This is a genomic window from Streptomyces sp. NPDC101178, assembly GCF_044767965.1.
Lineage (GTDB): Bacteria > Actinomycetota > Actinomycetes > Streptomycetales > Streptomycetaceae > Streptomyces.
This window is the reverse complement of the sequence record NZ_JBIWOZ010000014.1, coordinates 74,422-95,545: the sequence shown is the minus strand read 5'-3', so window position 1 is coordinate 95,545 and position 21,124 is coordinate 74,422. Positions and strand designations below refer to the sequence as shown.

The following is a 21,124-nucleotide window of genomic DNA, read 5'->3' as shown; positions in this document are numbered from 1 at the left end:
TGCCCATGAGCCGCCGCCACCGTCGTCTTCGTACGCTGCCCAGGGTGCTGACCTGTGCCGGGGCCGCCGCCTTGCTGACCACCGGCTTCGTCGCCGCCGCGCCCGCCGACCGCACCGGACCCCGTACCGAAACCGCCGTCCTCGCGATTCCCGCCATCGGTGTCGCGGACCTGGACGTCGTGCCGTACGAGGGGACCACCGACGACGTGCCCGGCAGCCGGATCCAGGACCGGGGCGTGGCCTCCAGTCCGTACGGGGAGGAGGGCGGGGTCGGGCCGGGAGATGTCGGCAACTACCTCGTCACCGCGCACCGGCTGAGCGCCGGGGGTGTGCTGCGGGAGCTGCCGGATCTCGGCAAGGGCGATCCCGTGTACGTGGTGGAGGACGGCACCCGGTACACGTACGAGATCACCGCGACCCGGCAGACCTCCTTCCGCAGTGAGCGTTCGCTGGCCGAGCAGCGGGCCGAGGTGCCGGGGCGGACCGGTGCCGAGCCGTCCCGGGCCATGATCACGATCTCGACCTGTGCGACGCCCGAGGACGACGCGGCCGGGAACTTCTGGCGGGACGGTCTCGGCAATCCGGAGCACCGGATCGACAAGGTGGGGGTGCTGGTGGCCGAGAGCCCTGAGCCGTAGGCCGGTCTCAGTGGCGGCCCGAGATGCGGTCCGCCGCCTTCGCGACCGGGTCGGTGCCGGGGCGCGGTGAGGTGCTCTCGCGGCGGTCGGCGCCTCGGTAGGCCGCGTACAGGCCGTGGACGCCGAGCCAGCGGAAGGGTTCCGGTTCCCAGCGGCGGACCTTGTGGTTGACCCAGGGGAGCGTGGTCAGGTCGGTGGGGCCGGCCTGGCCGGAGTCCTGCTGGATGAGGTCGCGCAGGGTGCGGGCGGCGAGGTTGGCGGTGGCGACGCCGGAGCCGACGTACCCGCCCGCCCAGCCGAGCCCGGTGGAGCGGTCCAGGGTGACGGTGGCGCACCAGTCGCGGGGGACGCCGAGGACGCCGGACCAGGCGTGGTCGATGCGGACGCCCGCCGTGGTCGGGAAGAGGCGGACCAGCAGGTCGCGCAGGGCGGCGATGGTGGCGGGCTGGGTGCGGCCGTCGTTGTCGGTGGCGGAGCCGTAGCGGTAGGGGTAGCCGCGGCCGCCGATGGCGATGCGGTCGTCGGCGGTGCGCTGGGCGTAGAGGTAGGCGTGGGCCATGTCGCCGAGGGTCTCGCGGCCTTCCCAGCCGATGGTGTCCCAGATGCGGGCGGGGAGCGGTTCGGTGGCGATCATGGAGGAGTTCATCGGCAGCCAGGTCCGCTTGAGCCCCTTGAGGCCGGCCGTGAAGCCCTCGGTGCAGCGCAGGATGTAGGGGGCGCGGACCGTGCCGTACGGGGTGAGCGCGTGCTTGGGCTTGATCTCGGTGACCGGGGTCGACTCGTGGATCGTGACGCCGAGCGCCTCGACGGCGTCCGCGAGCCCCTTGACCAGCTTGGCCGGGTGCAGCCGGGCGCCGTGCGGGGTCCAGGTGGAGCCGACGGCTCCGGTGACGTGGACGCGTTCGGCGGTCTCGCGGGCGCCGCGCAGGACCCGGTCGGTCTCCCCGAAGGCGATCTCGACGCTGTGGAAGTCCTTGAGGCGGGCCAGCTGCGCCGGGGTGTGGGCCACCTCCAGGACGCCGCCCTGGTGGATGTCGGCCTCGATCTTCTCCTCTGCGGCGGTCCGGACGACCTCGCCGACGGTCTCGTTCATCGCCTTCTGGAGCCGTACGGCGGCGTCGTGGCCGTGGAGTTTCGCGTACCGCTCCCGGCCCGCGATCCCGTTGTACAGCCAGCCGCCGTTGCGGCCGGAGGCCCCGTAACCGCAGAACTTGGCCTCCAGCACGGTGATGTTGAGGAAGGGGACGGCCTTCTTCAGGTAGTACGCCGTCCAGAGCCCCGTGTAGCCGCCGCCGACGATGCAGACGTCGGCGCTCGTGTCGCCGGGCAGGGGTTCACGGGGGGCGGGTGTGCCCTCCTGCGCGTACCAGAACGATATGCCGCCGTTGACGGTACTGACGGTGCTCATGATGCCCCTGGGTCCCTGTCGGGTGTGACGGTGGTGCTCGGTGTGCCGCCGCGCCGGTTCTCCGTTGACGCCGAGCGTATGTGTGGCGGGACGTTACTGCGCGGCGGGGTGTTTCGTCTTCCGCGTCTTCCGGCGGGTGCGGGTGAGGGGGTAGCAGGCCAGGCCGGTCAGTACGGCGGTGAAGTGGCCCACGTCGGTGAAGGTGCGGCCGTCGGCGACCAGCGGGACGCCGTAGAAGACGAGGACGGCGAAGACGTAGACGTACGGCCAGGGGCGCGGGACGCGGTAGGTGAGGACGGCGATCACCCCGGCGAGGGCGTAGCTCACGCCGACGTCGAGGGTGGTGGTGGCCGACTGCGGGGCGTGCCCGTACCGGATGGCCCAGGCGAGGACGCCCTCGCTGACCAGCGTGGCCACGACGTGCGCGGCGACGGCGACCGCGAGCCAGCGCAGGGTGCCGAGCCAGTGTTCGGCGGTGGCGTGGAAGACGGTGAACAGGAGGGCGTACGGGAGCCAGCGGCCGCCGTCGATCCAGAAGGCGCTGGAGATCAGGACGCGGACGGGGTTCTGCGCGAGCTCGTGGAGGTTGGTGGAGCGGTCCCGCAGGAACTCGTCCTCGAAGGCGGGGGACATCCGGTGCAGGACGACGGTGGTGACGAAGAGGACCGCCAGCCAGATGTAGGTGCCGGGTGCGGTGGCGATCCAGCGGCGTACGGCGGTGGCGCGGAGGCCGGCGGGTTTCCCGTTGCCCTGGGTGGTGGGGGCCGGCCGTTTTCGGGGCATGGTCCGATTGACGCACGCCCCTAGGATCCTTGGCGTGATTGACATCCCGGACGAGCTGATCGCCTCTCAGTACGCATTCAACGGCCCGGCCGGACGGGCCTTCGTCGCCGCGTTGCCGGGCCTCGCCGGACGGTTCCTGGAGGAGTGGGGGCTGCGGCGGGACGGGGCCGTGATGTACGGCATGTGTGCGCTGGTCCTGCCGGTGGTGCGGGAGGCGGACGGGGTGCCGGCCGCGCTGAAGCTCCAGTTGGTGGACGAGGAGACGGCGGGCGAGCCGGTCGCGCTGCGGGCGTGGGGTGCGGCGGGAGCCGGGGCGGTGGAGGTGCTCGGCCATGATCCGGAGACCGGGGCGCTGTTGCTGGAGCGGCTGGACGAGGGGCGGCCGTTGTCGGGGGTGGCTGCCGGTGCCGGTGCCGGTGCCGGTGCTGGTGTGAGTGGTGTGGTTGACGTGGCCGGGGTGCGTGCGGCGGTGACGGTGCTCGGTGCGGTGCTGGCCCGGCTGGCGGCGGTGCCCGCGCCGGCGGGGCTGCGGACGCTGGGCGATGCGGTGGAGCGGATGCTGGCGGCGGCTCCGGGGGTGGTGGAGCGGCTGGCGGACGAGGAGGAGCGGCGGCTGCTCGCGGACTGCGTGGCGGCGGTGCGGGAGGTGGCGGGTGAGCCGGGGGACCGGCTGCTCCACTGGGACCTGCACTACGACAACATCCTGGCCGGGCGCGCGGACTCGGGGCGGGCGGGGGAGTGGGTGGCGCTGGACCCGAAGCCGCTGGCGGGGGACCCGGGGTTCGAGCTGTTCCCGGCGCTGGACAACCTGTTCGACCCCGGTGAGGTGGTGTGGCGGTTCGACGCGTTGACGGAGGCGCTGGGCCTGGAGCGGGACCGGGAGCGCGCGCGGGCCTGGACGCTGGGGCGGGTGCTCCAGAACGCGGTGTGGGCGGTCGGGGGCGGGGAGCGGCGGATCGCGCCGGATCATGCGGAGATCGCGCGTAGATTGCTGCGGATGCGGTGACGGGTGTTGCGGGTGCGCCACCCGGAGGACCTGTACGTCCGTCCGGACCGGCGCGGCGGCGGCCACGGCAAGGCGCTGCTGACCGAGCTGGCGCGGATCTGCGTGGAGCGCGGGTACGAGCGGCTGGAGTGGTCGGTGCTGAACTGGAACGCCCCGTCCATCGCGTTCTACGAGTCCCCGGGCGCGCGGCCGCAGGACGAGTGGACGGTGTACCGGCTGACGGACGGGGCGCTGGCGCGGCTGGGAGCCTGAGAAGGCTGATTCCTGATGGCTTACGGCTCCGGCACCACCTTGCCGATCGTGCCGCGCGTCTCCAGGGTGCGGAGGCCGCCACCGCGTCCGGTCAGCTGAGGGCCGAGGACGGAGGCGGAGGTGATGGCGCGTTCGGCCAGTTCCTCCGCGGTGAAATCGACGGTTCCGGCGACCTCGCGGCCGGGGGTGGTGGGAGCGTGGCGGGGCGGCGGGCTGGGCCTGGTGGGGCCCGGCGGGCTTGTGCCCTCGCCCTCGTGCCTCAGGTTTGGTTGAGGTCAACCCCGGATCCGGAGCGGCGGCCGGATGACCCTCCGGCGTCCTTCACGGCGAGCAGCGCGGCTTCGAGGCCGCTGGTGAAGGAGACCTCGCTGAGGAGTCCCGGGGCGGCGACCTGGTCGCCCGCCAGGAAGATCCCGTCGCCGCGGACGATCGCGGGCCGGTCCCGCCAGGTGGTGCCGGGGCGGTCGACGGCGCCGGTGCGGCCGTCGGCGAGGGCCTCGGAGCGCCAGGTGGTGCGTTCGCGCCAGCCGGGGAAGCCGAGGTCGAGGAGGTGCTCGGCGCGGGCGGTGCCTTCGGCCCTGGCCACGCCCGGGCCGACCGGGAACTGGCCCTGGATCAGCTGCTCCCCGGCCGGAGCGAGTCCGGGGTCCTGGGCGGTGAACCGTTCCAGCCAGCCCGGCGCGTCCAGGTCCGACACGATGAACGGGTCGCCGCGCCGGGTCCGTACGGCCAGGTCCACCAGGACGGTGCGGCCGCTCTCCCAGGTCAGCGACGCGTCGTCGAGGAGCACGCGGGCGGCGTCGAGGGAGGTGGCGACGGTGACCGGTCCGGTGCGGGCCAGCTCGCCGAGCGTACGGGTGTCGATGCGGGCGCCCGTCTCGACGGCCACGCCGAGGCTGCGGGCGTGGCCGGCCATCCGCTCGACGAGCCGCCCCCAGCCGCCGACCGGGTAGCGGGCCTCGGGCGGCAGCGAGGTGAGGCGGCTGAAGCGCTCCTGGACGAACCGGGCGGAGAGCGCGCCGGGGTCGTGGTGGAAGAGCGCGGCGGCGACGAAGCGGGCGGCGGCCCGGGCCCCCTCGTCCCCGGCCTGGCCGGCGGCCCACTCCTGGAAGGTGGCGTCCACCGGGGCCGTACGCGGGTCGCGGCGGGAGAGCCGCAGCAGGGCGGCGGGCGGCAGCGCGCGCAGCGCTCCGGCCCGCCGGAAGCGGAAGCGGAACCCTTCGAGGAGCGATACGGAGGCGACCGGGCCGAGCAGGCCGCGCCGGGCCAGCCAGGTGCAGAGCGGCCCGCGGTGGTAGAGGGCGTGCGGTCCCTCGTTCGTGCGGTACGGCCCGTCGGCGGTCCTGGCCCGCCCGCCGAGCGTCCGGTGGCTCTCGTACAGGGTGACCCGCGCGCCGGATTCGGCCGCGGTGATCGCGGCGGCGAGCCCGGCGAGGCCGCCGCCGATGACGTGGACGGGGGTGCGGGTGCTGCTCTGGGTGTGCTCCATGGCTGGAACTCCTTCGCCTCTTTGATGATGCGACGGATCGGAGGCGGCGGCGCGTGACATGTGGCCCGAGGCGTTGTCAGTGGTGTGCGTCACGATGGGGGCATGGCGACGAGTGCGGGCAGGACGACCAGGACGGCCAAGGCCAAGGGGGACACCATCGCGGCGGCGCGGCGCCCGGAGGTGCGGCTGCCGCCGCTCGTTCCGTACGACGGCGAGGGCCTGGAGCCGGACGGCGACTACGACGGGGTGCGGTTCGACGGCGTGGACCTGGCGGACGCGTCGGGGCGGGGCGCGCGGTTCATGGACTGCGCGCTGGAGGGCTGCGCCCTGGACCGTACGGAGCTGGCGCGGGCCCGCTTCATGGACTCGGTGCTGACCGGCGTACGGGGCGTGGGCACGGACCTCGCGGAGGCGTCGCTGCGGGATGTGGAGGTGGTGGACGCACGGCTGGGCGGGGTGCAGCTGCACGGGGCGGTGCTGGAGCGGGTGGTGGTGCGCGGCGGGAAGATCGACTACCTGAACCTGCGCAAGGCCCGGCTGAAGGACGTGGTCTTCGAGGGCTGTGTGCTCTCGGAGCCCGATTTCGGGGACGCGCACCTGGTGCGGGTGGAGTTCCGGGACTGCGTGCTGAAGCGGGCGGACTTCAGCGCGGTGCGGATGGAGTCGGTGGACCTGCGGTCGGTGGCGGAGCTGGACATCGCCCGGGGCGTGGACCGGCTGGCGGGCGCGGTGATCAGCCCGGCGCAGCTGATGGAGCTGGCCCCGGCGTTCGCGGCGCAGATCGGGGTGCGGGTGGAGGGGTGAGGGGCGGCGGGTCCGGGGTGAGGCGGTGCGCCCGGGTGCGCGGGTGAAGAGCGGGCCGCGCGGTCAGAGGCGGGGGAAGCGGGCCTGGAGGTCCCAGATCACGGGGTTGTCGGCGAGGCCGTCGTGCAGGTCGGCCAGGTCGGCGATCAGGTCGTGCAGGAAGTCACGGGCCTCGCGGCGCAGGAGCGAGTGGCCGAAGGTCAGCGGCGGCTCGTCGCCGGGCATCCAGTCCGCCTCGACGTCGACCCAGCCGAACCGCCGCTCGAAGATCATGACGTCCGACGACTCGGTGAAGTCCAGTTCCGCGTACTGCCGCCGGTGCGAGCGGTTGCCACGCGGGTCCTGGTCGATCTGCTCGACGATGTCGCACAGCGCCCACGCGAAGTCGAGCACCGGCACCCATCCCCAGGCTGTGGACACTTCGCGGTCCGCCTTGGTGTCCGCGAGGTAGACGTCACCGGAGAACAGATCGTGCCGCAGCGCGCGGACGTCCGCGCGGCGGTAGTCGGTCTGCGGGGGATCGGGGAAGCGGCGGGAGAGGGAGTAGCCGATGTCGAGCACGGATCGATGGTGTCATGCCGGGTCGGGCCGGGCTGACACGATCGATCCGTGCTCGAAGAGAGCTGACCGCGAGGTCTTGCCTTCGTGCGCGCTCCAACTTCTAGCGTGCCTCGGCATGGAGACCAACACACACCACAGGACACTGGGCCGCAGCGGTATCACCGTGAGCGCCCTCGGATTCGGCTGCTGGGCCGTCGGCGGGGAGTGGCACACCGCCGACGGTGAGCCGCTCGGCTGGGGCGCGGTGGACGACGACGAGTCGGTGCGGGCCGTGCGGCGCGCCGTCGATCTCGGGGTCACCTTCTTCGACACCGCCGACGCGTACGGCGCCGGTCACAGCGAACGGCTGCTCGGGAGGGCCCTCGGCAAGCGCCGCGACGACGTCGTCGTGGCCACGAAGTGGGGCAACACCTTCGACGAGAGCAGCCGCACCGCCCTCGGGCCGGACGACTCCCTCGCGTACGCCCGCCGGGCCCTCACCGCTTCCCTGCGCCGGCTGGACACCGACCACATCGACCTCTACCAGCTGCACATCTCCGAGGCCGACCCCGAGCAGGCCGCCCACCTCCGTGACCTGTGCGAGGAGTTCGTACGTGAAGGGCTCGTCCGCGCGTACGCCTGGAGCACCGACGACCCCGGCCGCGCCGCCGTCTTCGCGGACGGCCCGCACTGCGCGGCCGTCCAGCACCGGCTGAACGTGCTCCAGGACGCCCCCGAACTCCTCGCCCTCTGCGAGGCCGCGGACCTGGCGAGCATCAACCGCAGCCCGTTGGCGATGGGTCTGCTGACCGGCAAGCACCGCGCCGGGCGCGTTCTGGAGGCCGGGGACATCCGCAGCACGCCGCCCGCGTGGCTGCCGGGCTTCACCGCCGGCGGCGGGCCCGACCCGGAGTGGCTGCGGCGCGTCGAGGCCCTGCGGGACGTGCTGACGAGCGACGGCCGCACGCTCACGCAGGGCGCGCTCGGCTGGCTCTGGGCCCGCAGTCCGCGCACGATCCCCATCCCCGGGTTCCGTATGGTCGCGCAGGCCGAGGAGAACGCGGGGGCGATCGCGAAGGGGCCGCTCACCGCCGGGCAGCTGGCGGAGATCGACACGATCCTCGGACGCTGACCCCGGGGGGTGTCTCACGGCAGCAGCCGCTGCTCCTTCGCCACCGACACCGCGCCCGCCCGCGTGTCGACGCCGAGCTTGTCGTAGATCCTGCCCAGGTGGGTCTTGACCGTGGCCTCGCTGATGAACAGCGCGCGGGCGATGTCGCGGTTGCCGAGGCCCTGGGAGAGCTGGGCCAGGATGTCGCGTTCGCGGTCGGTGAGGGTGGGGCGGGGGCTGCGCATGCGGGCCATGACGCGGCTGGCGACCGGGGCCGAGAGCGTGGTGCGGCCTTCGGCGGCGGAGCGGATGGCGGCGAAGAGCTCCTCCGGGCGCTCCGCCTTCAGCAGATAGCCGGTGGCGCCCGCCTCGATGGCCCGGGTGATGTCGGCGTCGGTGTCGTACGTGGTCAGCACCAGGACGTGGACCGGGCCGGCGGCGGCGATGCGGCGGGTCGCCTCCACGCCGTCGATGCCGTCGCCGAGCTGGAGGTCCATGAGGACGACGTCCGGGGTGAGGCGGGCGGCGAGGACCACGGCCTCCTCGCCGCTGCCCGCCTCGCCGACGACCTCGATGTCCGGCTCGCTGCCGAGGAGGGCCAGCAGGCCGGCGCGGACGACCGCGTGGTCGTCGCAGAGGAGGATGCGTACGGGGGGCGTCTGCTGGCCTTGGCCGGTCATGCGAGGTCCTCCGTGGGGTGGCGCGGGGGGTTCTCCGTCGGGGTGAGCGGGATCTCGGCCGAGAGCACCGTGCCCTCGCCCGGCGCCGACTCGATCGTGAGCGTGCCGCCGAGCTGCCGCACGCGGGCCCGGATCGCCGGGAGGCCGTGGCCGCGTACGGTGCTCGCGGTGCCGCCCGTGCCGCCCGTGCCGCCCGTGGCGGTCGCGCGCGGGGCGCCGGGCTCCGGTGTGAAGCCGCGGCCGTTGTCGCCGATGTCCAGGACCACCCGGTCGTCCAGGTGGGTCAGGGTCAGCCCGGCGGCGGTGGCGCCGGAGTGCTCCGTTACGTTGGCCAGTGCCCCTTGCGCGATCCGCAGCAGCGCGGACTGCACCCGGTCCGGGAGCGGAGCGTGCGGGGCGCCCTCCACATGGCAGCGCACGGTGAGCGTTCCCTGTGCCTGGGCCGATTCGCGGGCCGCCAGTGCGTGCAGGGCCGCCTCCAGGCCGCCGCCCTCCGCCAGGTCGGCCGGGGCCAGGTCGTGGACGAAGCGGCGGGCCTCGGCGAGGTTGCGTTCCGCGATGCCCGTGGCCGTACGGACATGGCGGCGGGCCGCGTCCGGGTCGGCGGCCCACGTGCGGTCGGCTGCCTGGAGCAGCATCTGCTGGCTGGACAGGCCCTGTGCCAGCGTGTCGTGGATCTCCATGGAGAGCCGCTGGCGCTCGGCGAGGGTCCCTTCGCGCCGCTCGGTGGCGGCCAGTTCGCGCCGGGTGCGCAGCAGGTCGTCGATCAGCTCGCGCTGACGGGCCGCCAGTTCCCGTTGGCGTACGGCCTGCCGTTGCATATGCACGAACACGGCGGTGGCGACGGCCGCCACGGCCGGTGGGGCCAGCACCAGGTTCGGGTCGAAGCCGGTGGCCAGGCGCAGTTGCGCGGCCACCACGAAGGCGGTGAGCAGCGCCACCAGCGCGAGCGCCGCGCGCGGCGGCAGGATGCGCAGCCCGGTGTAGAACAACGGCACCGCGCACCAGGCGAAGCTCGGCGCGAGCACGACCAGCACCATCCAGACGGCGACCAGGACCCCGAGCCAGGTGAGCCGGCGCGGAGTGGGGCGCGAGCCGAGGACGGGGCCGAGCAGGTACAGCACCGCCAGCGTGATCGACAGGGCGATGATCCACGGCGTACGGGCCTCGCCCGGGTGCCGCATCAGGAACCGGGTCAGCGAGGCCCCGAGCAGCAGGAAGAACGCCGCGTGCATGAGGAGCGCGAGCCAGCGGGCGTCGGGGTCGGGGCCGGAGGCCGTACCGTCCGCCTCCGCTTCCCGTACACCCCTCCGGCGCTCCACCCTGTACCTCACGTCCCTACGTTCCCTCGTTGACCTGCACGGATCCCTCCATGGTGGCCCCATCCGACCACCCGCGCATCAACCGATCGGCCGACAGGGGCGTCAGCCGTCCCGCGCGCCGCTCGCAGCCGGTACGCCGACCGTACGGGGCCGGATCCGGCCGGAGGATCGATGGCAGAGAGCGAAACGCCGGGACCGTCATCGGGACGGGCCCGAAACCACCAAGGAGCCACCATGAAGAAGCTGTCGCTGCGGGCCCGCGTCCTCACCGGTACCGTCGCCGTCGCCGCCCTCGGGGCCGGGACCTTCGGCGCCGTCTCCGCGAACGCCTCCGCCCCGGCCGCCGCTCCCGCCGCCGCGGTCAAGGCCGACACGGGCAACCGGAACCTCCAGCAGAGCACGCACCTCACCGTGGCCGCCGCCACCAAGGCCGCCCAGGCCACGCTCGACGCCGCGAAGAAGGAGAACCAGCGCGTCTCGGTCGCCGTCGTCGACCGCAACGGCAACACCATCGTGACGCTCCGCGGCGACGGCGCCGGTCCGCAGTCGCCGGAGTCGGCGGTCAAGAAGGCGTTCACCGCCGTCTCCTGGAACGCCCCGACCTCCGAGCTGGTCAAGCGCCTGGAGCAGGCTCCCAACCTGAAGGACATCCCCGGCACCCTGTTCCTGGGCGGCGGCGCACCGGTCCAGGTCAAGGGCGCCCCGGTCGCGGGCATCGGCGTGGCGGGCGCGCCCAGCGGCGACCTGGACGAGAAGTTCGCCAAGGCGGGCGTCGCCGCCCTCGCCCGGTAATCACCTCAGCACCACGTACGGAACGGAGAGGCCCATGAACGCCCTCGATCACGCCCTGCTCACCGCCGCACGCACCGGCGACACCGACGGTGTGCGCACCGCGATCGAGGGCGGCGCGCGCGTCGACGTCCGCGACGAGGAGCTGCGCACCCCGCTCCTCCTCGCCGCGCTCGGCGACCATGTGGAGGCGGCCCGGCTGCTCGTGGCCGCCGGGGCCGACCCGGACGCGCAGGACCGGCGCGAGGACAGCCCGTGGCTGGTCACCGGGGTCACCGGCAGCGTCGCGATGCTGGACGTGCTGCTGCCGGCCGGGCCGGATCTGACCCTGCGCAACCGGTTCGGCGGCATCTCACTGATCCCCGCAGCCGAGCGCGGCCATGTCGCGTACGTACGGGAGGTCCTGCGCCGCACCGAAACCGACGTGGACCACGTCAACCGGCTCGGCTGGACGGCCTTGCTGGAGGCGGTGATCCTCGGTGACGGCGGCCGGGCGCACCAGGAGATCGTGGAGCTGCTGCTCGCGGCCGGCGCGTCTCCCGGGCTGCCGGACGGGGACGGCGTCACGGCGCTGAGCCACGCGGAGCGGCGCGGGTTCGCGGAGATCGCCGCGCTGCTGCGGGCCGCCGCGTGACCGGGCCCGTGACCGGCGCACGCGGGGCGCGGGCTGTCTCCGCCGCGGCCCCTTCCCGTACGCCGAGTACGCCGAGTACGCCCGGTACATCCCGCGGCTCCCGCGCGCGCCGGTTCACGCTGGCGCTCATCGCCGCCGCCGCGCTCGCCGGGTGCACGTCCGGCACGACGGAGGCCGCCCCCGATCCGACGGGAACGACCGCACCCACAACCACCGCTACCGCCACCCCGGCCTCCCCCGGCGCCACCGGCCGCACCCCCCGAGGCACCCTGCTCGTAGCCGACTTCGGCAGCGACACCGTCACCTTCGTCGACCCCGGCCGGGACGGGTCCGGGAAGGGCGGCGCCCCCATCGCCTCCCTCAAGGTCGGCACCGCCCCCTACGGCCTCGTCGTCGGTGCGGACGGGCGCGCCTGGGTCGCCACCGCCGAAGGCGTCGCCGTCGTGGACACGCAGCGGCGGATCCTGATCGGGACCGTCCCGTACGAGACGGAGAGCGGGCCCGTCACCACCGGCGAGTACCGGGGCGGCGGCATGGGCATCGCCCTGGCCCCCGACGGCCGGCACGTCTACGTCGGCGTCAACGTGCCGGACGGCAACGGCACGCTGGAGGTCATCGACACAGCGACCCGCGAGGTCACCGGCACCGCCCCGGTCGGCCGCCGGCCCTTCGACGTGGACGTCTCACCGGACGGCCGCGAGGTGTACGCCACCAACCACGACTCCTTCGACGTCACGGCGGTCGACGCCCGCACGCTCAAGACCCGGCGCATGGAGGTCGCCCCCTACGGCACCGAAGGCGGGCTCGGCTCCTGGCTGAAGCCGCACTACGCCGTCGTACGCCCCCAGGACGGCACCCTGCTGCTGCCGTTCGAAGGCGAGCGGCTCGCCGTTCTCGACCCGCGCACCGGCGAGGTGGCGATCGAGCGCATGACCGCCGACACCCACCAGCACGGCGCCGCCCTCGCTCCCGACGGCACCCTCCTCGTCGTCGGCACCGGCCCGATCGGCTCGGACGACGAGGACCCCTCGCTCACCGTCCGCGCACCCGACGGCACGGAGCGGATCGTTCCGCTGGAGGGGCCGCACGAGGACGTGGCGGTGTCGGCGGACGGCCGTACGGCGTACGTCACCGGCGGCTTCACCCGCGACGGCTACTGGAACGGGATCACCGTCGTCGACCTCGACAACGAGAAGAACGAGCCAGTACGGCTGGAAGCAGGCAACCGACCCCTCGGTATCGCCATCCTCTGAGGCAGAGCCGTCCGCCCGTCCCCCGGGGCGGGCGGCTCCTTGCCGTCCACAGCCGCACCGCTTCCGACGCCTGGAGGCGCCTAGGATCGACCGGTGAACCACCGCCTCCCGGCCGCCGCCACCCCCGCCTTCCTCCTCGCCCTCGTCCTCCTCGCCGCGGGCTGCTCCGGCGGCGTCGAGGGCACTCCGGGGGCCGCCGGACTGCGCGACCCGTACTTCCCGGGGCTCGGCAACGGCGGCTACGACGTCACCCACTACGGCCTGGAGCTCGACGTCGACCCGGCCGCGAACCGGCTGCGCGGCACGGCCACGATCACGGCCCGCGCCACGCAGGACCTGAGCGCCTTCCACCTCGACCTGGCCGGGCTCGACGTGGAGAGCGCCACCGTGGAGGGGCGTCCGGCGGCCGTGAACCGGGCGGGCCGTGAGCTGACGATCCGGCCGGGCGCCGCGGTGGAGGAACGGCTGCGCAAGGGGCGCACGTTCACCACTGTCGTGCGCTACTCCGGCTCTCCGCAGGCCATCACGGACGCCGACGGCGGCGAGGAGGGCTGGCTGCGGACGGCGGACGGCGCGGTCGCCCTCGGAGAGCCGGCCGGCTCCATGGCCTGGTTCCCCGGCAACCACCACCCGAGCGACAAGGCCGCCTACGACATCGAGGTCACCGTCCCCGATCCGCTGAAGGCCGTCTCCAACGGAGAGCTGGTCGCCCGCCGTACGGAGAACGGCCGTACCGCCTACCGCTGGCGCACCACCGAACCGATGGCGAGCTATCTCGCGACCGTCGCCGTCGGCAGGTTCACCACCGAGCAGTCGCGCACGCCCGACGGGATCCGGCTGTTCACCGCCGTGGACCCGGAGTCGGCGGCCGCGAGCCGGGACGTGCTGGACGAGATCCCGGCCGTACTGGCTTGGTCGGCCGAGAAGTTCGGCCCGTACCCGTTCACCTCCGCCGGCGCGATCGTGGAGCGCGAAGGCGACTCGGCGTACGCGCTGGAGACGCAGAACCGGCCCGTCTTCCCCGGCCCGCCCGACACCGCGCTCCTCGTCCACGAGCTGGCCCACCAGTGGTTCGGCAACTCCGTCACCCCGGCGACCTGGCGCGACCTCTGGCTCAACGAGGGCTTCGCCACGTACGCGGAGTGGCTCTGGGCCGCCGACCACGACGGCGTACCGGTCCGGGAGAGTTTCGACGAGGCGTACGCGGACGACGCCAACTGGGCCTTCCCGCCCGCCGATCCGCCGGGCGCCGCCGATCTGTTCGAGCCGCCGGTGTACGGGCGCGGCGCGATGGTCGTCCACCGGATCCGGCTCGCCATCGACGACGACGCGGCGTTCTTCGCGCTGGTCAAAGGGTGGACGCAGGCGCACCGGCACGGCAACGCCGCGACCGGCGACTTCACCGCGTACGTGGAGAAGGGGACCGGCCAGGACCTCACCGCGCTGTGGGACGCCTGGCTGCACGGCGAAAGCCGGCCGCCCGTGGAGGACTGACCGGCTTCCGTGTGCCGTACGGCCGGGGTTACTTGACGTTGACGCCGGTCCAGGTGGCCGAGACCGCCTTCAGCTCCTCGCTGTCCGCGCCGAACAGGTCGGTCGCCGCCTTCTCGGTCGCGACGCGTGCGCCCGCGTAGTCGGTGGTGGAGGTCATGTAGACGGAGAGCGCCTTGTACCAGATCTGGTACGCCTTCTCCCGGCCGATGCCCGTCAGCGTCGAGCCGTCGGAGGTCGGCGAGTCGTACTCGACGCCGTTGACCGTCTTCTTCCCGCTGCCCTCGGCGAGCAGGTAGAAGAAGTGGTTGGCGACGCCGGAGGAGTGGTGGACGTCCAGGTTGCCGAGGTTCTCGTCCCAGTAGTCGGCCGAGCTGCCGTCCTTGGACGGCTTGTCCATGTAGCGCAGCGGGGTGCCGTCGCCGTTGATGTCGATCTTCTCGCCGATGAGGTAGTCGCCGGCGTCCGAGGCGTTGTCGGCGAAGAACTCCACCGAGGTGCCGAGGATGTCGCTGGTCGCCTCGTTGAGGCCGCCGGACTCGCCCGCGTACTCCAGGTTCGCGGTGGCGGAGGTGAGGCCGTGGGTCATCTCGTGGCCCGCGACGTCGATGGCGGTGAGCGCGTTCTTGTTGCCCTCGCCGTCGCCGTACGTCATGCAGAAGCAGCTGTCGTCCCAGAAGGCGTTGACGTAGTTCTCGCCGTAGTGGACGCGGGAGTACGCGGCCTTGCCGTCGCCCGCGATGCCGTCGCGGCCGAGGGCGCTCTTGTAGAAGTCCCAGGTCTTCGCGGCGCCGTAGTGGGCGTCGACGGCGGCGGTCTGCCGGTCGCCGCCGGTGCCGTCGCCCCAGGTGTCGTCGTCGTCCGTGACGAGTGCGCCGGTGCCGGAGGAGCCCTGGTTCAGGTCGTACGTCTTGTGGCCGCCGCGCTCGGCGTCGGTGAGCTCGAAGCCCGCGTCGGTCTTCGTGGTGGTGATCTCGACCTCGCCGCTGTACTGGCTGTTGCCGGTTCCGGTCTCGATCGCCTCGTAGCTGTGCAGCTTCTCGCCGGTCGTGGCGTCGGTGATGGTGTGGACGCGGCTCGGCGTGCCGTCCTTCTGCACGCCCTTCTTGACGGTCTCCCAGGCGAGTACGGGCGTTCCGCCGTGGCTCGCGTAGATCACCTTGCGGGCGCTCGCCGCGGCCTTCAGCTTCGGCGTGGTCGACGCCACGGCTATCTTCGCGTCCGTCGCCTTGTCGACGCTTCGGAGCTTGCCGGTGGCGGCGGTGTGGGTGACGAGGTCGCCGCCGAGGACGGGCAGGCCGTCGTAGGTGCGCTCGTAGCGGGTGTGGACGGTGCCGTTGGCGTCGGTGATGACGTCCCGGACGATCAGCTTCTCGCCGGCGCCGAGGTTGAGGGCCTTGGCCGCCGCGGCGGTCCCGGTCTGCGCCGACTTGATGGCGGTGGCGCGGTCGGCCGAGGAGTTGACGCCGAGCGCGGCGGCCGAGGAGGGGGCCGGTGCGTCACCGCCGTTGTCGCCGGGGGTGGCGACCGCGGAACCGGTCTGGACTCCGGCGACCACCATCGCGGCGACCGCCGCGAGTGCTGCGAGCCGACGGGTGGTGCGGGAGGTGTGGGGGGTGGTGTGGAGGTTCATGTGTGTTCTCCGTTGGTCGTCCTGTGGGGGGACTACGAGCGGAGAGCGTGCCACCGAATGAGCGAAGTTGACGGTGTGCCGACAATTACCTCACAAGATTTTGACCAGTCCTTGTCCGACTGGGGTGCGCAGGTGTCCGGTATTCGGTGGAGTGGCGTGATTTCGCTGTGCTGTACATGGTGCCGTACACGTGAGTTGACGAAGGGTCACGCGCACGCGCGGGAGCCCCCGGCCGCGTACGCACGCGGCCGGGGGCTCCCGGTGAGAGCGGGGTGCGGCTCGGGTCAGAGGTTGACGCCGAAGTCGCGGGCGATACCGCTGAGGCCGGAGGCGTAACCCTGGCCGACCGCGCGGAACTTCCACTCGGCACCGTTGCGGTAGAGCTCGCCGAAGACCATGGCGGTCTCGGTGGCGGCGTCCTCGCTCAGGTCGTAGCGGGCGATCTCGGCGCCGCCGGCCTGGTTGAGGATGCGGATGAACGCGTTGCGGACCTGGCCGAAGTTCTGGCTGCGGGCCTCGGCGTCGTAGATGGAGACCGGGAAGACGATCTTGTCCACGTCGGCCGGCAGGCCCGCCAGGTTGACGTTGATCTGCTCGTCGTCGCCCTCGCCCTCACCCGTGACGTTGTCACCGGTGTGCACGATGGTCTGGTCCGGCGTCGACTTGTTGTTGAAGAAGACGAAGTGGCCGTCGGAGACGACCTTGCCCGCAGCGTTGACCGCGATCGCCGAGGCGTCGAGGTCGAAGTCGGTGCCGGTGGTGGTGCGGACGTCCCAGCCGAGGCCGACCGTGACGGCGGTCAGGCCCGGGGCCTCCTTGGTGAGCGAGACGTTGCCGCCCTTGGACAGGCTTACAGCCATGGGAAGTCCCTTTCCTCGTCGTGTGCGGGCATTCGTGCCATCACGAAAGCTACCGTCACCCGTCATAACGCAGTCAGCAGACCATGAGGTTCCTGCTCTCTTTACTTTCTTTGCCGAACTTCCTCCTGAAGAGGTGCCGGGCGCGGGTCTCCGGCGCAAAAGAAGGTGACGAACCCGGTGCGGGGCGGGGAACATGGATGACATGTCCGGGCCCTATGTCATCCGCGGCTCGGTCTCCCTGCCGGAGGCCGAGCTCATGTGGCGTTTCTCGCGCTCCTCCGGGCCCGGCGGCCAGCACGTCAACACCAGCGACTCACGGGTGGAGCTGCGCTTCGACCTCGCGGCGACCGACGCGCTCCCGGAGGTCTGGAAGGCGCGGGCGCTGGAGCGGCTGGCGAGCAGGCTGGCCGGCGGCGTCATCTCCGTACGGGCGTCCGAGCACCGCTCCCAGTGGCGCAACCGCGAGACGGCCGCCGTCCGGCTCGCCGCGCTCCTGGCCGAGGCCACGGCGCCGCCGCCCAAGCCGCGGATCAAGCGGAAGATCCCACGCGGGATCAACGAACGCAGGCTGCGCGAGAAGAAGCAGCGCGGCGACACCAAGCGCGGCCGCTCGGGCCGGGACTGGTGACCGCGGGGCCCACGCCCCGGTCACCCCGTCACCTCGGCCGCCGGTAGCGCCTCGACGTCACCCCGGCAACCGGCAACCGGGGTCAGCGTCACCCCAGCTGCCGGTAGCGCCCCTTGAAGTACGCCAGCGGCTCACCGTCCGCGCTCGGCACCTCCGCCGTCAGCACGCGCCCGATCACCAGGGTGTGGTCACCGGCCACCACGCGCTGCTCCGTACGGCACTCCAGCGTCGCCAGCGCGCCGCCGATCAGCGGCGCCGCCGTCACCTCGCCGCGTACGTATGGCAGGTCCTGGAAGAGCAGCCGGTCGCTGATCCGGCCCTTCATGGCGAACCGGCCCGCGATCTGCCGCTGACCCGCCGCCAGGACGGAGACGGCCCACAGCGGTTGCTCGTCGAGCAGGTCGTCCATCCGGGAGCCGTTGCGCAGGCTCACCATCACCAGAGGCGGGTCCAGGGACACGGACATGAAGGCGGTGGCCGTCATCCCGACGTCCTCGCCGCGGCCGTCCTCGTCGAGCGGCGGCTCCTGGGCGGTGACCAGCACCACTCCGGCGGCCAGCCGCGCGAGTGCTGCGCGGAACTCGTCGTTGCTCACCCCCTCAGCATGGGGGATGGGCTCGGGGCTCGGGGTGGTGGGAGTCTTCTGCAGCACACCGGAACGCTAACCGCGTACGACGGCCCTCGGCATCGGGCCAGGGGACCAGACGGGTCCTAGGACCTGAGCCCCACCGGACCACGCGCCGTCCGGACCGCGGACTGTGGCCGGATCCGCACGGCCGGATGTGCGCCAGGAAAACGACGGAACGCCCCAAGAGTCACCCTCGATCACCGGGCCATCTGTTGTGACTTGGGTCACAGAGTCCATTTTCTGCTGACCCTGTGTACCGGGTGCACAGCTCACTGTGATTCAGTGGCCGTGACACTGCAACAAGTACGTCGATATGAAATCTGGAGTTGCTGTCGAGGTCTCGGGGAGTGCGAGCGATGGAGGCCGAGTCGGAACCCTATGTCCGCCTTGCGACCATGCGGCAGCTGCACCAGGCCGTCGCTGACCTCAACACGGCCCGGAGTCTGGCGGACACGCTGCAGACCGTGGCGGACGGCATCGTCACCGGTCTCGGCTACGAGCTGGGCTGCGTCAACCTGGTCCGGCCCGACGGCGACCTCGTCATCGCCGCCTTCGCGGGCAACGCCGCCGCCGAGGCGCTGATCACCGGCCGCGTCGGCTCCCGCGCCTCCTGGGACCGCCGGCTGACCATGGGCGAGGCCTGGGACCAGCTGCGGTTCATCCCGCACACCGAAGGCTGGGTCCTGCTCGACGACGACGTACCGCAGTGGCACACCGAGGGGCCCGAGCCGCGCTTCGAGGACGAGTGGCACCCGCTGGACCGGCTCTACGCGCCGATGTACGCCTCCGGGGGCGGACGGGACCTCCTCGGGGTCATATCCGTCGACCGGCCGCGCAACGGGCGCCGCCCCGGCGCATGGGGGCGCGAAGCGCTCCAGATGTACGCCTCCCAGGCCGCCATCGCGATCAGCAACGCCCGCCTGCGAGCGAACATGCAGCGCGCTCTGGTCAGGCTGGAGCGCGAGCAGCAGGCGCTGCGGGCCAGCGAGGAGTCCTTCCGTCAGGCCTTCGAGTACGCGCCCAGCGGCATGGCGATCGCCGAGATGGGCGGCGACCAGCACGGCCGGCTGCTCCGCACCAACGACGCCCTCTGCCGGCTGCTCGGCCGCCCCGCCTCCGTCCTGCGCCGCTACTCCTTCGCCGACCTGGTCCACCCCGAGGACATCGGCACCCTGCTGCGGACCTCCGCCGAGGGCGGCCGGGCCGAGCTGCGGCTCGGGCGGCGGGACGGGACGTACCTGTGGGTCTCCCTGCGCAACTCCGTCGTCGCCGACACCGCCGACGGGCCGCGCTTCCTCCTCACCCACGTCGAGGACATAGAGGAGCGCAAGCGCCACGAGCTGAACCTGGCCCACCGCGCCTCGCACGACGCGCTCACCGGCCTGCCCAACAGCGCCGAGCTGAAGTCCCGCCTCAGCGCCCGGATCTGCGAGCGGCCGAACTCTCCGGCCGCGACGGCGATCGAGGCGCTGGACGCGGCGTACGGAGACGTCGAGTCGTCCCTCACCCACGGCTACCAGGCCGACGGGTACGAAGGTGACGCGGCGCCCGGCGGGCTCTACGACCACCATGTGCACACGATCGCGCCGGACGCGGAGCACGACGACGGCACGAAGGGGCTCGCGGTCCTCTTCTGCGACCTCGACGGCTTCAAGTCCATCAACGACCGCTTCGGCCACCACACGGGTGACGCGGTTCTCATAGAGGTCGCGCGGCGGCTCTCCACCTGTGTCCGGGACGGCGACACGGTCGCGCGGCTCGGAGGTGACGAATTCGTCGTTCTCGCGGACGGCCTCGGTGCGGCGGACGCCGCTGACCTGGCCGTACGTCTGCGCAATGCCATCATTCCGCCCATAAGGGTCGATGGGCGCGCGGTCCGGGTCGGGGCGAGCTTCGGCATCGGCTGGGCCGAGTGCGGGATGAGCGTGGAAGAGGTCCTGCGCTCCGCCGACCAGCGGATGTACGTCGAGAAGCGGTCGCGGTCCAAGGTCCACCGCAGGGCCGGATGATGTTCACGACCGACGTCCACCCCTACCCCGGACACGTCCCTCCGAACCGGCCCGGTCCATGATCGTCATTCGGACTGTGCTCCGTACGAGGTAGGCTCGGCCGGTCGGCGACGGCTGGCGAGATGGTGAGGAGTGACCCAGGGATGACGGCCGGAAACAACGGCGCGAGCAAGCCCGAGGACGACGATCCGTTCGGCTATCTGTACGCGGACGGACAAGCGGCAGGCGCCCAGCCGCCCGGCCAGGGCGGCTACGGCTACCCGGGGCCGGCCGCGCAGCCGGGCGTGCCCAGGACGTCGTACAACCAGGTACGGACGGTCGGCGAGCGCCAGTACGGGCAGCAGCAGGTCCCGTCGCAGCCCGGGCAGGGCGGCGGCTACGGCTACCCGCCCCAGCAGGGCTACGGCCAGCCACCCGCACCCCAGTACCACCAGCCGAACCCGCAGTACGCGGCGCCCGAGACCTACCCCGGCGGTGCGCCCGCCGCGCACCACGGCTCGGTGTCCGGCGGCGGTTCCGGCGGCCGTGGCGGCGGCCCGAACACCAAGGCGCTGCTGATCGCGGCGGTCGCCGTGGTCGCGGTCGTCCTCATCGGCATCGGCGCCGCGCTGCTCTCGGGCAGCGACGGCGACAAGGACGAGAAGAACAACGAGGCCGTCTCCTCGGAGGGCCCCGCCGACAAGGCCGAGGAGAGCGGTCAGCCGGAGAAGAAGCCGGATGAGGAGCCGAAGCCGCCGGTCGAGCTTCCGAAGCAGGACGCGGCGACGCTGACGCTCGGCGGCTCGACCATCACGGACAAGTCCGTGAAGGGCGCAGAAGGCGTCGGCGGCAGCTATGTCTCGGGCTTCAACCAGGTCGGTTCCTCGGTGACCTGGAAGGCGAAGATGCCGACCGAGGGCTCGTACCGCCTCACCGTGCGCTACGCCATCCCGGCCGTCGACGCCAACGCGACCCTGACGGTCAACGGGAAGCCGAACTCGCAGCCGATCGGCCTGAAGAACTTCATCAGTTCGTCGGACTCGAACCTGGAGAAGAACTGGCAGACCACCTGGGCGCCGGTCGACCTCCAGAAGGGCGAGAACGAGATCAAGATCTCCTGCGAGGAGGGCAACCAGTGCGACGTGTTGCTCGACTGGCTGGAAGTCACGCAGAAGTAGACAGGTTGC

At 72.6% G+C, this 21,124-nt stretch carries 20 protein-coding genes and 2 pseudogenes; 12 read left to right on the top strand and 10 right to left on the bottom strand.

The genetic code is table 11. From position 1 onward, the window contains the following. Nucleotides 1-5: 5 nt before the first annotated feature. The gene (locus ACIRR8_RS30475; protein ID WP_404070896.1) at nucleotides 6-638 is read left to right on the top strand and encodes a class E sortase; all 633 of its coding nucleotides are present in this window, start codon (nucleotides 6-8) and stop codon (nucleotides 636-638) included. 7 nt (nucleotides 639-645) lie between these two features. On the opposite strand, the gene ACIRR8_RS30470 is transcribed toward ACIRR8_RS30475, so the two are convergent. Further along, nucleotides 646-2,046, bottom strand: coding sequence for an NAD(P)/FAD-dependent oxidoreductase (locus tag ACIRR8_RS30470; protein ID WP_404070894.1), 1,401 nt, complete (start codon nucleotides 2,044-2,046; stop codon nucleotides 646-648). A gap of 93 nt (nucleotides 2,047-2,139) precedes the next feature. Then, on the bottom strand, nucleotides 2,140-2,829 hold the full coding sequence (locus ACIRR8_RS30465; RefSeq protein ID WP_404070892.1) for a rhomboid-like protein: 690 nt from the start codon (nucleotides 2,827-2,829) through the stop codon (nucleotides 2,140-2,142). Between ACIRR8_RS30465 and ACIRR8_RS30460 the strand changes: the two genes are divergently transcribed. Then, complete coding sequence (locus ACIRR8_RS30460; RefSeq protein WP_404070890.1) at nucleotides 2,828-3,835, top strand: aminoglycoside phosphotransferase family protein; 1,008 nt, start codon at nucleotides 2,828-2,830, stop codon at nucleotides 3,833-3,835. The genes ACIRR8_RS30465 and ACIRR8_RS30460 overlap by 2 nt on opposite strands. A 24-nt stretch (nucleotides 3,836-3,859) precedes the next feature. Continuing rightward, nucleotides 3,860-4,087: pseudogene (locus ACIRR8_RS30455) on the top strand (GNAT family N-acetyltransferase); the annotation flags it as partial. Nucleotides 4,088-4,107: 20 nt separating this feature from the next. Here the strand turns inward: ACIRR8_RS30455 and ACIRR8_RS30450 are convergent. Together ACIRR8_RS30450 and ACIRR8_RS30445 are read right to left on the bottom strand one after the other, a co-directional pair. Beyond that, a pseudogene (locus ACIRR8_RS30450) lies at nucleotides 4,108-4,242 on the bottom strand (oxidoreductase); the annotation flags it as partial. Between the two features lie 104 nt (nucleotides 4,243-4,346). Next, nucleotides 4,347-5,576, bottom strand: a complete 1,230-nt coding sequence (locus ACIRR8_RS30445; RefSeq protein WP_404070888.1) for an NAD(P)-binding protein — start codon at nucleotides 5,574-5,576, stop codon at nucleotides 4,347-4,349. A 102-nt stretch (nucleotides 5,577-5,678) separates the two neighbouring features. Here ACIRR8_RS30445 and ACIRR8_RS30440 point away from each other — a divergent pair, with 102 nt between their 5' ends. Beyond that, nucleotides 5,679-6,380 carry a pentapeptide repeat-containing protein gene (locus ACIRR8_RS30440; protein WP_404070886.1) on the top strand — a complete coding sequence of 234 codons (702 nt, stop codon included), beginning with the start codon at nucleotides 5,679-5,681 and terminating at the stop codon, nucleotides 6,378-6,380. A 63-nt stretch (nucleotides 6,381-6,443) separates the two neighbouring features. Here ACIRR8_RS30440 and ACIRR8_RS30435 read toward each other — a convergent pair whose 3' ends face one another. Beyond that, nucleotides 6,444-6,941 carry a hypothetical protein gene (locus tag ACIRR8_RS30435; protein WP_404070884.1) on the bottom strand — a complete coding sequence of 166 codons (498 nt, stop codon included), beginning with the start codon at nucleotides 6,939-6,941 and terminating at the stop codon, nucleotides 6,444-6,446. A 115-nt stretch (nucleotides 6,942-7,056) separates the two neighbouring features. Between ACIRR8_RS30435 and ACIRR8_RS30430 the strand changes: the two genes are divergently transcribed. Further along, complete coding sequence (locus tag ACIRR8_RS30430; RefSeq protein ID WP_404070882.1) at nucleotides 7,057-8,052, top strand: aldo/keto reductase; 996 nt, start codon at nucleotides 7,057-7,059, stop codon at nucleotides 8,050-8,052. 14 nt (nucleotides 8,053-8,066) lie between these two features. On the opposite strand, the gene ACIRR8_RS30425 is transcribed toward ACIRR8_RS30430, so the two are convergent. Continuing rightward, nucleotides 8,067-8,711 (bottom strand): response regulator, encoded by a 645-nt coding sequence (locus ACIRR8_RS30425; RefSeq protein WP_404070880.1) that lies wholly within the window; start codon nucleotides 8,709-8,711, stop codon nucleotides 8,067-8,069. Next, nucleotides 8,708-10,045 carry a sensor histidine kinase gene (locus ACIRR8_RS30420; protein ID WP_404070878.1) on the bottom strand — a complete coding sequence of 446 codons (1,338 nt, stop codon included), beginning with the start codon at nucleotides 10,043-10,045 and terminating at the stop codon, nucleotides 8,708-8,710. Before ACIRR8_RS30420 ends, ACIRR8_RS30425 begins: the two co-directional genes overlap by 4 nt. 222 nt (nucleotides 10,046-10,267) lie before the next feature. Here ACIRR8_RS30420 and ACIRR8_RS30415 point away from each other — a divergent pair, with 222 nt between their 5' ends. The 4 genes from ACIRR8_RS30415 to ACIRR8_RS30400 all read left to right on the top strand — a co-directional run bounded on the left by ACIRR8_RS30415 (nucleotide 10,268) and on the right by ACIRR8_RS30400 (nucleotide 14,203). After that, nucleotides 10,268-10,825: a heme-binding protein gene (locus tag ACIRR8_RS30415; protein WP_404070876.1), complete on the top strand. Its 558-nt coding sequence runs from the start codon at nucleotides 10,268-10,270 to the stop codon at nucleotides 10,823-10,825. 34 nt (nucleotides 10,826-10,859) lie between these two features. Next, the gene (locus ACIRR8_RS30410; RefSeq protein ID WP_404070875.1) at nucleotides 10,860-11,456 is read left to right on the top strand and encodes an ankyrin repeat domain-containing protein; all 597 of its coding nucleotides are present in this window, start codon (nucleotides 10,860-10,862) and stop codon (nucleotides 11,454-11,456) included. Nucleotides 11,457-11,464: 8 nt separating this feature from the next. Continuing rightward, a complete protein-coding gene (locus tag ACIRR8_RS30405) occupies nucleotides 11,465-12,709 on the top strand; it encodes a hypothetical protein (RefSeq protein ID WP_404070873.1) in 1,245 nt (414 codons plus the stop codon). A 93-nt stretch (nucleotides 12,710-12,802) separates the two neighbouring features. Beyond that, the gene (locus tag ACIRR8_RS30400) at nucleotides 12,803-14,203 is read left to right on the top strand and encodes a M1 family metallopeptidase (protein WP_404070871.1); all 1,401 of its coding nucleotides are present in this window, start codon (nucleotides 12,803-12,805) and stop codon (nucleotides 14,201-14,203) included. A 28-nt stretch (nucleotides 14,204-14,231) separates the two neighbouring features. Here the strand turns inward: ACIRR8_RS30400 and ACIRR8_RS30395 are convergent, their stop codons facing one another. Together ACIRR8_RS30395 and ACIRR8_RS30390 are read right to left on the bottom strand one after the other, a co-directional pair. Beyond that, on the bottom strand, nucleotides 14,232-15,833 hold the full coding sequence (locus ACIRR8_RS30395) for a M4 family metallopeptidase (RefSeq protein ID WP_404070869.1): 1,602 nt from the start codon (nucleotides 15,831-15,833) through the stop codon (nucleotides 14,232-14,234). Nucleotides 15,834-16,117: 284 nt separating this feature from the next. Next, nucleotides 16,118-16,693 carry a TerD family protein gene (locus tag ACIRR8_RS30390; RefSeq protein ID WP_161263697.1) on the bottom strand — a complete coding sequence of 192 codons (576 nt, stop codon included), beginning with the start codon at nucleotides 16,691-16,693 and terminating at the stop codon, nucleotides 16,118-16,120. Between the two features lie 193 nt (nucleotides 16,694-16,886). Here ACIRR8_RS30390 and arfB point away from each other — a divergent pair, with 193 nt between their 5' ends. After that, nucleotides 16,887-17,321, top strand: a complete 435-nt coding sequence (gene arfB, locus ACIRR8_RS30385) for an alternative ribosome rescue aminoacyl-tRNA hydrolase ArfB (RefSeq protein ID WP_404070867.1) — start codon at nucleotides 16,887-16,889, stop codon at nucleotides 17,319-17,321. An 88-nt stretch (nucleotides 17,322-17,409) separates the two neighbouring features. Here arfB and ACIRR8_RS30380 read toward each other — a convergent pair whose 3' ends face one another. Beyond that, complete coding sequence (locus tag ACIRR8_RS30380; RefSeq protein ID WP_404070865.1) at nucleotides 17,410-17,916, bottom strand: flavin reductase family protein; 507 nt, start codon at nucleotides 17,914-17,916, stop codon at nucleotides 17,410-17,412. A 389-nt stretch (nucleotides 17,917-18,305) separates the two neighbouring features. Between ACIRR8_RS30380 and cdgB the strand changes: the two genes are divergently transcribed. Further along, complete coding sequence (gene cdgB / locus ACIRR8_RS30375; RefSeq protein WP_404070863.1) at nucleotides 18,306-19,958, top strand: diguanylate cyclase CdgB; 1,653 nt, start codon at nucleotides 18,306-18,308, stop codon at nucleotides 19,956-19,958. Between the two features lie 143 nt (nucleotides 19,959-20,101). Further along, on the top strand, nucleotides 20,102-21,115 hold the full coding sequence (locus ACIRR8_RS30370) for a CBM35 domain-containing protein (RefSeq protein ID WP_404070861.1): 1,014 nt from the start codon (nucleotides 20,102-20,104) through the stop codon (nucleotides 21,113-21,115). Nucleotides 21,116-21,124: the final 9 nt, after the last annotated feature.